The sequence below is a fragment of the Nonomuraea corallina genome (assembly GCF_027620315.1).
GTDB lineage: Bacteria > Actinomycetota > Actinomycetes > Streptosporangiales > Streptosporangiaceae > Nonomuraea > Nonomuraea corallina.
This window is the reverse complement of sequence record NZ_JAPNNL010000178.1, coordinates 1-15,059: the sequence shown is the minus strand read 5'-3', so window position 1 is coordinate 15,059 and position 15,059 is coordinate 1. Positions and strand designations below refer to the sequence as shown.

Annotated in this window: 12 protein-coding genes; 5 read left to right on the top strand and 7 right to left on the bottom strand. The window is 71.9% G+C overall.

Annotated features, from left to right (window positions below; all coding sequences use genetic code 11):
* Nucleotides 1-751 (top strand): carbohydrate ABC transporter permease (locus OUY22_RS30605; protein WP_270158693.1); only part of this gene is annotated, 751 nt, incomplete at its 5' end.
* Nucleotide 752: 1 nt separating this feature from the next.
* Nucleotides 753-1,928 carry a mandelate racemase/muconate lactonizing enzyme family protein gene (locus tag OUY22_RS30600; RefSeq protein ID WP_270158692.1) on the top strand — a complete coding sequence of 392 codons (1,176 nt, stop codon included), beginning with the start codon at nucleotides 753-755 and terminating at the stop codon, nucleotides 1,926-1,928.
* A 10-nt stretch (nucleotides 1,929-1,938) separates the two neighbouring features.
* Here the strand turns inward: OUY22_RS30600 and OUY22_RS30595 are convergent, their stop codons facing one another.
* Nucleotides 1,939-2,676, bottom strand: coding sequence for a FadR/GntR family transcriptional regulator (locus OUY22_RS30595; protein ID WP_270158691.1), 738 nt, complete (start codon nucleotides 2,674-2,676; stop codon nucleotides 1,939-1,941).
* 381 nt (nucleotides 2,677-3,057) lie between these two features.
* On the opposite strand from OUY22_RS30595, the gene OUY22_RS30590 reads away from it, so the two are divergent.
* The 3 genes from OUY22_RS30590 to OUY22_RS30580 all read left to right on the top strand — a co-directional run bounded on the left by OUY22_RS30590 (nucleotide 3,058) and on the right by OUY22_RS30580 (nucleotide 10,090).
* Entirely contained in the window at nucleotides 3,058-5,415 is a 2,358-nt protein-coding gene (locus OUY22_RS30590) for a ricin-type beta-trefoil lectin domain protein (RefSeq protein ID WP_270158689.1), read from the top strand.
* An 83-nt stretch (nucleotides 5,416-5,498) separates the two neighbouring features.
* Complete coding sequence (locus OUY22_RS30585; RefSeq protein ID WP_270158688.1) at nucleotides 5,499-8,318, top strand: PQQ-dependent sugar dehydrogenase; 2,820 nt, start codon at nucleotides 5,499-5,501, stop codon at nucleotides 8,316-8,318.
* Between the two features lie 11 nt (nucleotides 8,319-8,329).
* Complete coding sequence (locus tag OUY22_RS30580) at nucleotides 8,330-10,090, top strand: ThuA domain-containing protein (protein WP_270158687.1); 1,761 nt, start codon at nucleotides 8,330-8,332, stop codon at nucleotides 10,088-10,090.
* 65 nt (nucleotides 10,091-10,155) lie between these two features.
* On the opposite strand, the gene OUY22_RS30575 is transcribed toward OUY22_RS30580, so the two are convergent.
* From OUY22_RS30575 to OUY22_RS30550, 6 genes are all read right to left on the bottom strand, one after another.
* The gene (locus OUY22_RS30575) at nucleotides 10,156-11,496 is read right to left on the bottom strand and encodes an alkaline phosphatase family protein (RefSeq protein ID WP_270158686.1); all 1,341 of its coding nucleotides are present in this window, start codon (nucleotides 11,494-11,496) and stop codon (nucleotides 10,156-10,158) included.
* On the bottom strand, nucleotides 11,496-12,608 hold the full coding sequence (eboE, locus tag OUY22_RS30570; protein ID WP_270158685.1) for a metabolite traffic protein EboE: 1,113 nt from the start codon (nucleotides 12,606-12,608) through the stop codon (nucleotides 11,496-11,498). The genes OUY22_RS30575 and eboE overlap by 1 nt, the downstream gene beginning before the upstream one ends.
* Before the next feature lie 2 nt (nucleotides 12,609-12,610).
* Nucleotides 12,611-13,516, bottom strand: coding sequence for a TatD family hydrolase (locus OUY22_RS30565; protein WP_270158684.1), 906 nt, complete (start codon nucleotides 13,514-13,516; stop codon nucleotides 12,611-12,613).
* The gene (locus OUY22_RS30560) at nucleotides 13,517-14,023 is read right to left on the bottom strand and encodes an EboA domain-containing protein (RefSeq protein ID WP_270158683.1); all 507 of its coding nucleotides are present in this window, start codon (nucleotides 14,021-14,023) and stop codon (nucleotides 13,517-13,519) included. It lies immediately after the preceding gene.
* Nucleotides 13,968-14,834: a sugar phosphate isomerase/epimerase family protein gene (locus OUY22_RS30555; RefSeq protein ID WP_270158682.1), complete on the bottom strand. Its 867-nt coding sequence runs from the start codon at nucleotides 14,832-14,834 to the stop codon at nucleotides 13,968-13,970. Before OUY22_RS30555 ends, OUY22_RS30560 begins: the two co-directional genes overlap by 56 nt.
* A partial coding sequence (locus tag OUY22_RS30550) for a UbiA prenyltransferase family protein (protein WP_270158681.1) occupies nucleotides 14,831-15,059 on the bottom strand: 229 nt, incomplete at its 5' end. The genes OUY22_RS30555 and OUY22_RS30550, both read right to left, overlap by 4 nt.

Sequence of the window (15,059 nt, the reverse complement as noted above, 5' to 3'; positions counted from 1 at the left end):
CGTGTTCACCGCCAACGTCGCGATGAAGACCCGCCGGGACTACACCCTCGACCGGTTCTCCCCGGCGGCCTCCCCGCGGTGGGACAACCTCGCCGAGGCGTGGTCCGGCGCCGGCATGGCGGGCTACTTCGTCAACTCCTTCGTCGTCGTGGCGTGCGCCGTGGCCCTGCTGCTGCTGTTGGGGTCGATGGCGGGCTTCGCGCTGGCCCGGCTGCGGTTCCGCGGCTCCTCGGTGATCTTCCTGGGGTGCCTCGCGGGACTGTTCATCCCGTTCCAGGTGATCATGGTCCCGCTCACCCGGGTCATGGCCGACAGCGGCCTCCTCGACACCTACCCGGGACTGATCCTGGCCTACGTCGCCCAGTTCCTCCCGTTCACGGTCTTCCTGATGACGAGCCACTACCGGACCATCCCGGCGGAGATCGTCGACGCGGCCAGGATCGACGGCAGCACGGCGTACGGCGTGTACTGGCGGATCATGCTCCCGCTGGGCGCCCCGGCGCTGCTGTCGGTCGGCATCCTGGACACCCTGTTCTGCTGGAACGACGTGCTCATCGCCCTGCTCATGATGCCGTCGCCGGAGAACCGCACCCTCATGATCGGGGTCAACGCCCCGCGCGGGCAGTACTCCGGCGACATCCCCGTCTTCGCCTCGGGTGTCCTGATCGCCGCGGTGCCCGTGCTGATGATCTACCTCTTCCTCCAGCGCCAGATCACCGACGGGATCACCGCCGGCTCCACGAAAGGCTGACATGCGGATCACTGGTTATCGCACCCTGACGACGGTCCAGGAGTGGGGCCGGCCCGTCGGTGACGTCAACGGGGTCTTCGCCGACGGAGTCGTCCCCGTGCCGCTCGTCCTGGTGGACACCGACGAGGGGATCACCGGCGTCGGCCTCGGGCCCCACGTGGAGATCGAGACGGTCTTCGCCGCGATCGAGGGAGAGGACCCGCGCGGCGTGACGGCGCTCTACGACCGCATGCTGCGGCGTACCTTCAAGGCGGGTCACGCCGGCGCGGTGTTCGGCACGATCGGCGCGCTCGACACCGCCCTGTGGGACATCAAGGCGCGGGCGGCCGGTGAGCCGCTCTGGCGGCTGCTCGGCGGGCGCGACCGGAGAGTGCCCGCGTACGCCTCCGGCCTGGACATCGGCCTGTCCGACGACGAACTCGTCTCCGTCTACCAGACCTACGCCGGGCACGGCCTGCGCGCGGCCAAGCTCAAGGGCGGCCTCGACATCGAACGCGACCGGCACCGCCTCACCCTGGTACGGGACGTCCTGACCGAGGCGGGGCACGGTGCGCGGCCGGGGCTGATGCTCGACGTGAACGAGGCCTGGAACCGCAAGCAGGCGGTCCGGCACGTGTGCGAGCTCGAACGCACGCTGGACCTCACCTGGATCGAGGAGCCGGTGCGGCGGTGGGACGCCGACGGCCTGGCCGTGGTGGGCCGCGGGGTCCGCGCCTCCGTCGCCACGGGGGAGAACCTCACCGGGCTCGAACAGTTCCGCCCGCTGCTGGCCGCGGGGGCCGTGGACATCGTCCAGACGGCCGTCGTCTGGGGGGTGTCGCACTTCCTGCGGGTGTCGGCGCTGGCGCACGCCCACGACCTGCCGGTCAGCCCGATCGGCGCCACGCCCGTCGCGCTGCTGCACGCCGCGACGTCGGTGCCGAACCACCTGGCGAGCGAGCTGCAGGACCTGCGCCCGCCGCTCGGGCTGTCGCTCGACCTGCGGGTCGAGGACGGCGGGTTCGTCCTCGGTGACTCGCCGGGGCTCGGCATCACGGTCGACGAGCGGGCGATCAACGCCTCCGCCCGCGGCCCGGACGTCAGGAGGGCCGAGGGCCCCCACGTCCGGCCGGAGCACGCCGGGCGGCGGCTGCTGGCGGTCGACGGCCGCTCACCCGCGACGCGGTCTCCGGGATGAACCGAAGCCGTCAGGGCGACGAGAAGAGACGCTGCTGGATCTCCTTGCGGTAGTCGTCGAGGGTGTTGTCGATGTGCAGGGCCGCGGACTGGGCGGCCGCCTCGGGGTCGCCCGCGCGGATGGCCTGGTAGATCGCCTCGTGCTCCTCCACGGCCTTGGCGGCGTGCCCGCCCACCCCGCCGCGCAGGCCGATGAGGCTCGACTGCCCCTGCAGCCTGCGGGCCTCCCGGACGGCGACCTGGAGGAACATGTTGTGCGAGGCGGTGGCGACGGCGGTGTGGAAGGCGTCGTCGCCCTCGTTGAACAGGTCCTCGCGCCCGGTCTCGAAGCCGCGGCGGCACAGGTCGGCCGCTTCCTCGATGGCCCTCAGCTCGGCGGGGGTGGCGCGCCCGGCGGCCAGCCGGCTGGTCTCCATCTCCTGTGTCCGGCGGAACTCGAACAGCATGTAGACGTGGTCGAGGTCGGTCGGCAGGAAGAAGGCGCCCCAGCGGCCGGTGCCGAACATCCCCTCGTCGTCGGCCACGTACAGGCCGCGGCCCTTCTGGGCGCGGACGCGGCCGAGGGCGGAGAGGATCTTGACCGCCTCGCGCACCACGGTGCGGCTGGTGCCCAGCTGCTGGGCGAGCTCGTTCTCGGTCGGCATGCGGTCACCCGGACGCAGGCCCAGCCTGACGATCAACTCCAGGACCTGCTCGGCGGCCACCTCGTAGCCCGGCCGGTATCCGCTCTCACGCGGGGCCTCAGTCACGCTGCATCCTCCTCGCCGTTCCCCTGCAAGTATGACGGAAGAGCCGACCCTTGACCGCCTGCGACTGCCGCCCGATGAGTACGAAACATATGAACGGTTCATTCGGCGACCGGCGGCGCGGACACCGGCGAGCACGGGTGTCTCTGCTGGTGAAGCCGGAAATATCGCCTATTGGAGCCGTGCTCCTGGTGTCCGAATCGTGAAATAAGAAGGCTTAAGGGGTTGACGGCTTTCCCCGCTCCGAAGGTAATGGGGAGCGATGCCTGCGGCGCACGTCCGCTCCATCCCGCCATGGCGTCACCTGCCTGATGACCTGGGCGTGACCTGGCCATACGCCTACCCCCCGAAGGAACGACTGTGCCCTCACCGCCACTCGTCACGATGCTGAGACCGGTCCTGGCCGGCGTCGTCACCACCGCGCTGGCCGCGGCGTGCGTCCTCCTCGCCGCCGTCACCCCGGCCCGCGCGGCCACCACGACCCTGTACGTCTCACCCGGCGGCACCGGCACCGCCTGCACCTCCGCCCAGCCGTGCTCGCTGACCGCGGCGCAGGCGGCGGTGCGTACGCTGAACGCCGCGATGTCCGGCGACCTCGTCGTGGAGCTGGCCGGCGGCGTGTACCGGCTGGCCGCGCCGCTCCGGCTGACCGCCGCCGACTCCGGCAACAACGGCTACACCGTCAGGTGGCAGGCCGCGGCGGGGGCCGTCCCGGTCATCAGCGGAGCCAGGGCCGTCACCGGCTGGACCCTGGCCGACCCGGGGCGCAACATCTGGCGCGCCACCGTCGCGACCGGGATCGACACCCGGCAGCTGTACGTCGACGGCGCGCTCGCCACCAGGGCGCGCACCGCCGTCAACCGATCCGACTTCACCGCGAGCAGCACCGGGCTGCGGTTCACCAGCGGCGCGCTGAGCTACCTCAACGACCTCGCCGACGAGGGCCGGGTGGAGATGGAGAGCGTCGGCTCCTTCACCGACAGGTACGCGCCGGTGCAGAGCATCAGCGGCAACCTCATCACGATGCGGCAGCCCGCCTGGAACAACAACAACTTCGGGTACGACACCTTCACCAGCCCGCACCGGGCGGGGCCGCTCCACCTGGTCAACGCCTACGAGTTCCTCGACTCGCCGGGGGAGTGGCACCTCAGCCCCGCGACCGGCGCCCTGTCCTACATCCCGCTCGCCGGGCAGAACATGAGCCAGGTCAGCGTGGAGCTGCCGGTGCTCCAGTCGCTCGTGCACGTGGGCGGGACGTACGACGCGCCCGCGCACCACCTCACCTTCAGCGGGATCACCTTCACCGGCACGAGCTGGCTCGGCCCCAGCGGCGACCAGGGCTACGTGGACCAGCAGACCGGCGCGTACATGGCGGGCACCTGGAACTGGCCCGCGTTCACCGCCTGCCACCAGGGCTGCCGGCAGTTCGAGGCCACCCGGCCGAACTGGTACCAGATGCCGGCCGCCGTGCAGGTCTCCGCGGCGAACACGGTCACCTTCACCGACTCGCGCTTCCTCAACCTGGGGCAGACGGCCATCGGCATCGGCAACGACGCCAACGCGCACGCCGGCGGCGTCGGCCTGGGCGCCGCCGGCATCACCGTCACCCGGTCGGAGATCGCCCGCAGCTCGGCCGGCGGCATCGTGATCGGCGGCGTGCGCGCGGACGCCCACCACCCGAGCGACCAGCGGATGGTCAACCGGAACATCACCGTCAGCCACAACCGGATCCACGACCTCGGCCTCGACTACCGGGGAGTCGTCGCGGTCCTGTCCACCTACGTCACCGGCACCGACGTGTCCCGCAACGAGGTGTACAACATGCCGTACACCGGCCTGTCGATCGGGTACGGCTGGGGCGCCAACGAGCCCGGCGGCAGCACCCACTACGCCAACCGCGGCCTGTACGACTTCCAGCCGCGCTACACCACGCCCACCACCGCCTCCGGCAACCGGCTCGTCGGCAACTACGTGCACGACGTCATGCAGCAGATGACCGACGGCGGCTGCGTCTACACGCTGTCGTGGAACCCGGGCGCGGTGATCAGCGACAACCACTGCCTGCGCACCAACGGCTGGTTCGGCATCTACTTCGACGAGGGCTCGCGGTACTACACCGTCAGGAACAACGTGCTGGCCAACACCGGCACCTGGGCCACGGCCAACTACTGGTACGGCGAGAACATGGGCGACTTCACCGTCACCGGCAACTGGTCGACCAACGGAAGCACCAACGTCACCAACGGCGACCGCGGCAACGTGGTGAACAACAACGTCACCGTCGCCAACGGCGCCTGGCCGGCCGGGGCCCAGGCCGTGATCGCCTCCGCCGGGCCCGGCGGGCAGCCCTCGGGGGACACGGGCGCGTTGCGCGGCGTGGCGTCGAACCGGTGCCTGGACGTCAACGGCGCGTCCCAGGCGAACGGCGCGCAGGTGCTCATCTGGGACTGCAACGGCCAGGCCAACCAGCAGTGGACCGTCACCAGCGCCGGTGAGCTGCGGGTGTACGGCACCAAGTGCCTGGACGTGAACGGGGGCGGCACCGCCGACGGCAGCGCGGTGATCATCTGGGACTGCAACGGCCAGAACAACCAGAAGTGGCGGCTCAACGCCGACGGCAGCATCACCGCCGTGGGCGCGAACAAGTGCCTGGACGTCAGCGGCGCCGGCACCGCCAACGGCACCAGGGCACAGATCTGGACCTGCCACGGCGGCGCCAACCAGAAGTGGACCCGCACCTGACGGGGGCCGGCTCGCCCGCGGCCCGACAGCCGCGGGGCGCCGCCCCGCCCCGACCGGTCTTCCTGTCACAGGAGGGAACACCCATGTCCCGACGTCCGTGGCTCACCTTGCTGACCACGATGGCACTCGTCACCTCCGGGGTACTGGCGCTCGACGCCTCCCCGGCGGACGCTCTCGACATCCCGCCGTCCGACTACCAGCAGGTGTCGCTCGCGTCAGGCGGCGGCGAGCTGGGCGAGGCGATGTCGCTGGCCGTGCTGCCGAACCGGTCGGTGGTGCACACGGCGCGCGACGGCACGGTGCGCGTCACCGACGCGGCAGGCGCGACCAAGGTGGCCGGCCGGCTCAACGTCTACACCCACGACGAGGAAGGGCTGCAGGGAGTGGCGGTCGACCCCGGCTTCTCCTCGAACCGGCACCTGTGGCTGTACTACTCCCCGCGGCTGAGCACCCCGACCGGGGACGCGCCGGGCACCGGCACGCAGAGCCAGTTCGACCAGTGGAAGGGCGAGCTGTACCTGTCCCGGTTCACCCTCAAGACGGACGACACCCTCGACCTGGCCAGCGAGAAGGTGGTCCTCCGGGTCCAGAACGACCGCGGCCAGTGCTGTCACGTGGGCGGGGACATCGACTTCGACGCCGCCGGCAACCTGTACCTGACCACCGGCGACGACACCAACCCGTTCGAGTCGAGCGGCTACTCCCCGCTGGACGAGCGGACCAACCGCAACCCGCAGTTCGACGCCCAGCGCTCCTCCGCCAACACCAACGACCTGCGCGGGAAGGTCCTGCGCGTCAAACCGCAGCCCGACGGCACGTACACGATCCCGCCCGGCAACCTGTTCCCGCCGGGGACGGCGCGGACCCGGCCGGAGATCTACGCGATGGGCTTCCGCAACCCGTTCCGGATGAGCGTGGACAAGGCGACCGGCATCGTCTACCTCGGCGACTACGGGCCCGACGCCGGGGTGACCACCTCCGCCCGCGGCCCGAGCGGGCAGGTGGAGTTCAACCGCATCACCGGTCCTGGCAACTACGGCTGGCCGTACTGCACGGGCAACAACACCACCACCGAGACCTACAACGAATGGAACTTCGCCACCAACAGCACCGGCCCGAAGTACGACTGCGCGGGCGGCCCCGCCAACAACTCCTTCCGCAACACCGGCCTGACCACCCTGCCCGCGGCCAAGCCGGCGTGGATCCGGTACGCGGGGGACGCGGGAGGCCCGCCGGAGTTCGGCTCCGGGTCGGAGTCGCCGATGGGCGGCCCGGTCTACCGGTACGACCCCGCCCTGAGCTCGGCGATCAAGTTCCCCCAGGCGCTCGACGGGCGCTACTTCGCGGGTGAGTACGGCCGGCGCTGGATCAAGGCGATCGAGGTGGAGCAGGACGGCTCCTACGGCGAGATCGCGGCGTTCCCGTGGACGGGGACGCAGGTGATGGACATGGCCTTCGGCCCTGACGGAGCCCTGTACGTCCTCGACTACGGCACCGGGAGCAACAACCAGGCGCTGTACCGCATCGAGTACATCGGCGGCGCCAACCGCAACCCGATCGCCAGGGCGTCCGCCGACCGGACGTCCGGACCGGCTCCGCTGGCCGTGACCTTCTCCTCGGCGGGCAGCTCGGACCCGGAGGGCCGCGCCCTGACCTACGCCTGGGACTTCGGCGACGGCACCACCTCCACGGCGGCGAACCCGGCCAAGACCTACAGCGCGAACGGCTCCTACCAGGTGACGCTCACGGTGAGGGACCCCGAGGGGCTCACCGGCACGGCGAGCGTGCTCGTGACCGTCGGCAACACCGCGCCGGCGGTCACCCTGACCACCCCCGTCCACGGGCAGCCGTTCTCCTTCGGGGACACCGTGCCCTTCCAGGTCGCCGTCAGCGACCCGGAGGACGGCACGATCGACTGCGGCCGGGTCACCGTCGCGTACTTCCTCGGCCACGACAGCCACCGCCACCAGATCACCTCCGCGACCGGCTGCTCGGGCTCCCTCACGGTGCCGGTCGACGGCGAGCACGACGCCGCGGCCAACATCTACGGCGTCTTCGAGGCCTCCTACACCGACGGGGGCGGTCTGACCTCCACCAGCACCCGCACGCTCCAGCCGCGCCACCGGCAGGCGGAGCACTTCGGCGCCCAGCAGGGCGTCCAGACGGCCGACCACGCCACCGCGGAGGGCGGCAGGACGGTCGGCTTCACCGATGACGGCGACTGGATCTCCTTCCAGCCGTACCATCTGGGCACCGCGACGAGGATCACCGCCCGGGTGTCCTCGGCCGGCGCGGGCGGCAGGATCGAAGTGCGGGCGGGATCGGCGACGGGCACGCTGCTGGGGACGGTGAACGTGGCGAGCACCGGCGGCTGGGACACCTTCACCGACGTCTCGGCGAGCCTGGGCGGCGCGCCGGCCGGCACGACGACGCTGTACCTGGTCTTCCGCGGCCCGACCGGGCAGGGCCACCTGTTCGACGTGGACGCCTTCACCCTCGACACCGGCACCCCGTCCCCGGGCGGCACGAGCCCGCTGCGCGGAGTCGCGTCGAACCGGTGCCTGGACGTCAACGGCGCGTCCCAGGCCAACGGCGCGCAGGTGCTCATCTGGGACTGCAACGGCCAGCCCAACCAGCAGTGGACCGCGACCAGCGCCAACGAGCTGCGGGTGTACGGCACCAAGTGCCTGGACGTGAACGGGGCCGGGACCGCCGACGGCACCGCCGTGATCATCTGGGACTGCAACGGCCAGAACAACCAGAAGTGGCGGCTCAACGCCGACGGCAGCATCACCGCCGTCGGCGCGAACAAGTGCCTGGAGGTCAACGGCACCGCCAACGGCACCAGGGCACGCATCTGGACCTGCACCGGAGGAACCAACCAGCGCTGGACCCGCGTCTGAAAGGGACATCCATGTTGCGACATCTGATCCCCGCCGCCCTCGGGCGCACCGCGGGGAACGGCCGGAAGACCTCTGCGCGGCGCCTGCCGGCGGTGGCGGTGGCGGCGATCACCGCGGCCACGACGATGATCCCCGCGCTCCCCGCCCAGGCCGCCACCACCCAGGCAGCGTCCAAGGTGCTGGTGTTCTCCGAGACGGCCGGGTTCCGGCACGACTCGATCCCCACCGGCATCCAGGCGATCCGCGACCTGGGGGCGGCCAACGACTTCACCGTCGACGCCACGGAGGACTCCAGCGCCTTCACCACGGCCAACCTGGCGCAGTACGGGGCGGTGGTGTTCCTCAACACCACCGGCGACGTGCTCGACGACAGCCAGCAGGCGGCCTTCCAGGCGTACGTGGACGGCGGGGGCGGCGCCGTAGGGGTGCACTCGGCCGCGGACACCGAGTACAACTGGCCGTACTACGGGCAGCTGATGGGCGCCTGGTTCGCCAGCCACCCGGCGATCCAGCAGGCCACCGTACGGAACGAGGACCGGGCGCACGCCGCGACCGCCCACCTCGGGCCGACCTGGTCACGCACCGACGAGTGGTACAACTTCCGCGCCAACCCCCGCCCCAACGTCCGGGTGCTGCAGAGCCTGGACGAGGCCAGCTACAGCGGCGGCAGCATGGGCGACCACCCGATCACCTGGTGCCGCCCGCAGGCCGCCGGCCGCGCCTTCTACACCGGCCTGGGGCACACCCGCGAGTCGTACGCCGACCCGAACTTCCGCACGCTGCTGCTCGGCGGCATCCGGTACGCGGCCAAGGCCACCAACGCCGACTGCCGCCCGGAGACCGGGTACACGACGCTGTACAACGGCTCGACCACGGGCTGGTCGCAGGCGGGGCCGGGGTCGTTCGCCAACAGCGACGCCACGCTGACCTCCCAGGGCGGCATGGGGATGCTGTGGTACAGCGCCAAGGAGTTCGGCTCGTACTCACTCAAGCTCGACTGGAGGCTGACCGGCGACTCCAACTCCGGCGTGATCGTCGGGTTCCCGGCCACCGGCGACCCCGCCACGGCGCTCGCCACCGGGTACGAGGTGCAGATAGACGCGACCGACTCCCCGGACCGGACGACCGGAGCCATCTACGGGGTCAAGTCCGCCGACCTCGCCGCCCGCGACGCGGCGCTGAACCCGCCGGGGCAGTGGAACACCTATGAGCTGCTGGTGGAGGGCGAGCGGCTGCAGGTGTTCCTGAACGGCAGCAGGATCAACGACTTCACCAACGCGGATCCGGCCCGTTCCCTGCAGCAGGGATACATCGGCATCCAGAACCACGGGTCCGGCGACGTGGTGTCCTTCCGCAACATCCGCGTCAAGGAGCTGACCGGCACGCCGGGCGGCACCGGCGCGCTCAGGGGGGCCGGGTCGAACCGGTGCCTGGACGTCAGCGGAGCCTCCCAGGCCAACGGCGCGCAGGTGCAGCTCTGGGACTGCCACGGGCAGGCCAACCAGCAGTGGACCGCGACCAGCGCCGGTGAGCTGCGGGTGTACGGCAACAAGTGCCTGGACGTGAACGGGGGCGGCACCGCCGACGGCAGCACGGTGATCATCTGGAGCTGCAACGGCCAGAACAACCAGAAGTGGCGGCACAACGCCGACGGCACGATCACGGCCGTGGGCGCCAACAAGTGCCTGGACGTCAACGGCACCGCCAACGGCGCCAGGGCGCGCATCTGGACCTGCACCGGAGGAGCCAACCAGCGCTGGACCCGCGGCTAGACCGGTCACACTCCGGCGCGGCGATCCAGGCCGCCGCGCCGGTCACCTCCGCCGCCCGGACGCGGTCAGCGGCCGGTCCGGGCCAGCGCGGTCAGCAGCCCCTTCACCTCGGTCGCCTCGTAGGAGTCACGGTCGAAGGGGCCGATGATCAGCGGCCCGTCGTCGGGCGCGTCGGGCAGCCGGCCGTGACTGCCCCGCACCGGCGACGGGTCGAGCGGCACCACCCGCATCGTGTACCGGAAGCCCAGTTTCTTCCTGGCGAGCGCCGCCGCCGCGCGCAGCTTGACGAACGGATCACCCGGGTCCATGAACAGCTCGGCCGGGTCGTAGCCGGGTTTGCGGTGGATGTCGACGAGCCTGGCGAAATCCGGGGCGCGGTCGTCGGAGAGCCAGTAGTAATAGGTGAACCAGGCGTCCGGCTCCGCCACCGCGACGAGCTCGCCCGCGCGTTCGTGGTCGAGCCCGTACTTCGCCTTCCCCGCCTGGTCGAGCACCTCGTCCACGCCGGGCAGGTCGGCGACGACGGCGCGGGCGCGGCCGAGGTCGGCGGGGTCGCGCACGTACACGTGGGCCACCTGGTGGTCGGCCACGGCGAAGGCCCGGGACGCCCACGGGTCGAGATACTCCATCCCGGCCTGGACGTACACCTCCAGGAGCCCCGCGGCGCGCAGCGCCCGGTTGACGTCCACCGGGCGGGACGCCGGGGTGATCCCGTACTCGGAGAGCACGACCACCTGGCCGTCCTCGGCCAGGAGCGGGGCGAGCGCGGCGTCGACGGCGCGGGCGGCCGCGACCGCCTCGGGGCCGGCGGGGCCGTACCGCTGGAGGTCGTAGTCGAGGTGGGGCACGTAGACCAGCAGCAGATCCGGCTGTTCGCGGGCCAGGATGCGGCGGGCGGCGGCGATGATCCACTGCGAGGAGGAGATGCCAGCGTTGGGTCCCCAGTAGGTGAACAGGGGGAACGGGCCGAGCGCGGCCTCGAGGTCGTCGTGGAGCGAGGGCGGGCGGGTGTAGCAGTCGGGCGACTTGCGGCCGTCGGCGTGGTAGACGGGACGCGGGGTGACGAGCAGGTCGGCCGGCGCGCCCATCGCGTACCACCAGCAGACGTTGGCGGTGCGCAGGCCGGGCTCGGCGGTCCACAGCTGGTCGCCCTGGATGAGCGCGTTGTGCTGCCGCCACAGCAGCACCTCGCCGAGATCCCGGAAGTACCACCCGTTTCCCACGATGCCGTGGTCGCGGGGCAGTGCGCCGGTCAGCAGGGTGGCCTGCATCGAGCAGGTGACGGCGGGCAGCACGGGCCGCAGCGTGGCCGCCGAGCCGGCTTTCGTCAGGCTTGCCACGTTCGGCATGTGCGCGAGCAGGCGCGGGGTGAGCCCGACGACATTGATCACGATCAGCGGTGCCATCAGGTCTCCTTCAGCCCGAGGGCGGCCAGTTGCGCCCGCATCCAGTGGAGCTCGGCGGCGATGCCGTGCGCGATGTCGGAAGGCGCGCCGGGAAGCACGTTCCACGTGTAGGTCTCCACCTCGACGTGCCTGGTCAGCGGACGCTCCCTGCCGAGAAGCGCCCCCAGCAGGTCCCGCAGGAAGGGGGCGCTGGTGGTGAGCGGAGGGGGCGGCGTGTCGTGCAGCGGGACGTGGAAGTGCACGCGCCAGCTCTCGTCCGAGGGCAGGCCACCGGCCAGGGCCTCGCCCAGGTCGTCGGCGTAGCCGGTGGCGGAGCGCGTCTGGTGGAGGAAACGCGGCTCGTCGAAGGCCGCCAGCGCCCGCTGCGCCCCGGGCGGCGCCACCAGGGCGCACGACGCCTGGAGCTTCACGATCGGCAACCCGGTGGCGGCGGCCGCGCCGGGCTCCTCGAACCCGACGGCCATGTGGCAGGCGTCCAGGCACAGGCCGAGGTGGTCGTGGTCCACGTCGCCCAGCAGGGCGCGCGCCTGCGACGTGGTCTCCACGACGCAGCCGGGCTCCGGCTCGAGGCCCAGCCGGATCACCTTGCCGGTACGGGCGGCCAGCGCGCGCAGCCCTTCGGCTGCCGCGTCGAGATGGGCCGTCACCGCCGCCGCTTTTTCCCTGGTCCACCCGGTCCGCCAGGCCAGGGGAAGCGTCGAGATCGTGCCTTCGGCGACGTCGTCAGGCAGCAGCGAGGCGAGGATGCCGGCGAGCCCGAGCGTGTGGCGCAGCCGCTCCGCGTCGGCCCAGTCAGGGGTGTAGACCCGGTGCTTGACGACCTCGTCCTGGAAGCCGCGGTAGGGGAAGCCGTTGAGGGTCACGACCTCCAGCCCGAGCGCGTCCAGCCGCTCGCGCAGCGCCGCGAGCTCCTCCGGCCGGGCGGTGAGGGCGGCGGCGGCGTGCCGGGACAGCCACAGCCCCAGCCCGAGCCGTTCCACGCCGAGCAGGCGCCTGACCCGCGCCGCGACGCCGGACAGCTGGCCGTGGATGCCGGGGAGATCCTCGGCGGCGTGCACGTTGGTGCAGTAGGACAGGTGCACCGTCGAGCCGTCCGGATGGCGCAGCCGCATGCTCAGCCCCGCCTGATCGTGTTGCCGGCGTAGTCCTGGACGGCTTCCGAGCCGGCTTCCGAGCCGGCTTCCGAGCCGGCTTCCGAGCCGGCTTCCGAGCCGGAACCGAGGCCGGGATCGAGGTGGAGCCGGCCGCTCTGCCCGTAGAAGGCGGCCGGGTTGCGCCACAGGACCTGGTCGACGTCGTCCTCGCCGAAACCGGCCGCGAGCATGGCGTCAGCCACCTCCCGCGTCTTGAGCGGATCGCTCCGCCCCCAGTCGGCGGCCGAGTTCACCAGCATCCTGTCCGTGCCGTACTCCTTGAGCAGGGTCACCATCCGGCCCGGGTCCATCTTGGTGTCCGGGTAGATCGAGAACCCCATCCAGCAGCCCGAGTCCGCGACCATGCCGACGGTCAGCTCGTTGAGGTGGTCGACCAGCACCCGCCCGGCGGGCAGCCCGGCGGCCCGCACCACCTCGAGCGTCCGGCGGGTGCCCTCGGCCTTGTCCCGATGCGGAGTGTGCACCAGCACCGGAAGATCGTTGTCCTGGGCCAGGGCCAGCTGGGCCTCGAACGCCCGTTCCTCCTCAGGCGTCATCGAGTCGTAGCCGACCTCGCCGACCGCGACCACGGAGTCCTTCAGCAGGTATCGCGGCAACTCGGCCAGCACCGGGGCGCATCGCGGATCGTTGGCCTCCTTCGGGTTGAGCGCGAGCGCGCAGTGGTGGCGGATGCCGTGCTGCGCGGCGCGGTAGGGCTCCCAGCCGAGCAGTGCGTCGAAGTAGTCGAGGAAGCTGCCGACGTTGGTGCGGGGCTGCCCCAGCCAGAAGGCGGGCTCGACGACGGCCCGGACCCCCGCGTCGTACATGCGCCGGTAGTCGTCGGTGGTCCGGGAGGTCATGTGGACGTGGGGGTCGAAGATGCGCATTCAGATCCTCTCCAGGACGTCGGCCGGGACGGGCCGGCCCGCCGCCCGCAGCTCGGCCGCGTAGTCCGCCAGCATCCGGGCCAGCTCGGCGTCGAAGCGGCGCTCCAGCCCGGCCACAGCCGTCAGGGGGATCGACATGAAGACGCACTTGAGCACTCCCTGCCGGTACGCGTGGTCGCTCAGCCACGCGGAGCCGTACGGGCCGAGGGCCGCGGCGACCAGCCGCGCGTCGTTGGTGCGCAGCGCGTCCTCCACCAGCGCGACCGCCGTGCCGTCCAGGTCGAGCTCGTGCAGGGCGGTCAGGATCGCCAGCCGTTCACCGCTGTCGCCGGCCTCGTACAGGCTCCGGATCACCGCGAGGTCGCCGCGCAGCGCGCGGAGCAGCGCGCGCCGGGTGCCAGGACCGCCCCGCCGTTCGGCCTGCGGGAAGAGGCGGTGGATCGCGTGCGGGTCAGCCTCGACCTGCCGGACGGCCGAGGCCGGCCACTCCCGCGCCGGCTCGTTCATGTGCCCTCCTCAAGAACCCGATCGATCGGTGGGCGACCTGCGGGGCCGCGTGGCTGTGCCGGGCCAGTTCCACGGCCACCAGACCGGTGTAGCCGCGCAGAGCGGCGAGCACCGGCACGAAGTCGATCTCACCCTCGCCGAACTCCAGGTGCTCGTGAACTCCCCGGCGCATGTCCTCGATCTGCACGTGCACGGTGTACGGCAGCGCCCGCCGCAGACAGGTGACCAGGTCCTCCCGCTCCACGCAGTGACAGTGCCCGACGTCGAGGGTGAGACCGAAGCGGGGATGGGCGTCGAGCATCGCCCGCAGCCGCTCGTAGCCGTCCAGGTCGGCGACCAGCATCCCGGGTTCCGGCTCGAACCCCAGCGTGACGCCCACCCGGTCGGCCTCGTCGAGCAGCCGGGCGCACCGGCGGGCCAGCCGCGGGTACGCCTGAGCCTCCGGCAGTCCGCCGGGCAGGGCGCCGCTCCACAGGTGCACCACGGGCGCGCCCAGGTCCGCGGCGACGCGCATCGCCGTGGTCAGGAAGTCCACCCGGGGTCCGGCGTCCTCGCTGACGAGGGTCGGATGGTGCTTGCGCAGGGGATCGAGGGTGTAGCGCCCGCCCGTCTCGACCACGACGTCCATGCCGAGCCGGTCGAGCAGCCCGGCGATCCTGGACACCTCCCCGGCCAGGGTGGGGGAGCAGGGGTCGAGATGGCCGTGGTCGAGCGTGACGGCCACCCCCGTGTATCCCAGGTCGGCGAGGACCGCGAGCGCCTCGGGGAGCCGGTGACCGGCGAAGCCGTTGGTGCAGTAGGCCCACTTCACGACGTCGCCAGCCGGGATGAGAGCCACCGGCCCGCGGGGAGCGAGCACAGCAGCGCGCCCGCCGTCCCGAACCGGCCGCCGCCCGCGACCGCCGCCGCCTGGAGCGGGATCAGGCCGAGGATGCTCAGCCGGACGGCCCGCCGTACGTTCTCGGGGTCGGGGAGGGTCCGTAACCCGGCCTGGACCGGGAGGACGGAGGCGAGATAGCCGGCGATGAGGACGCCC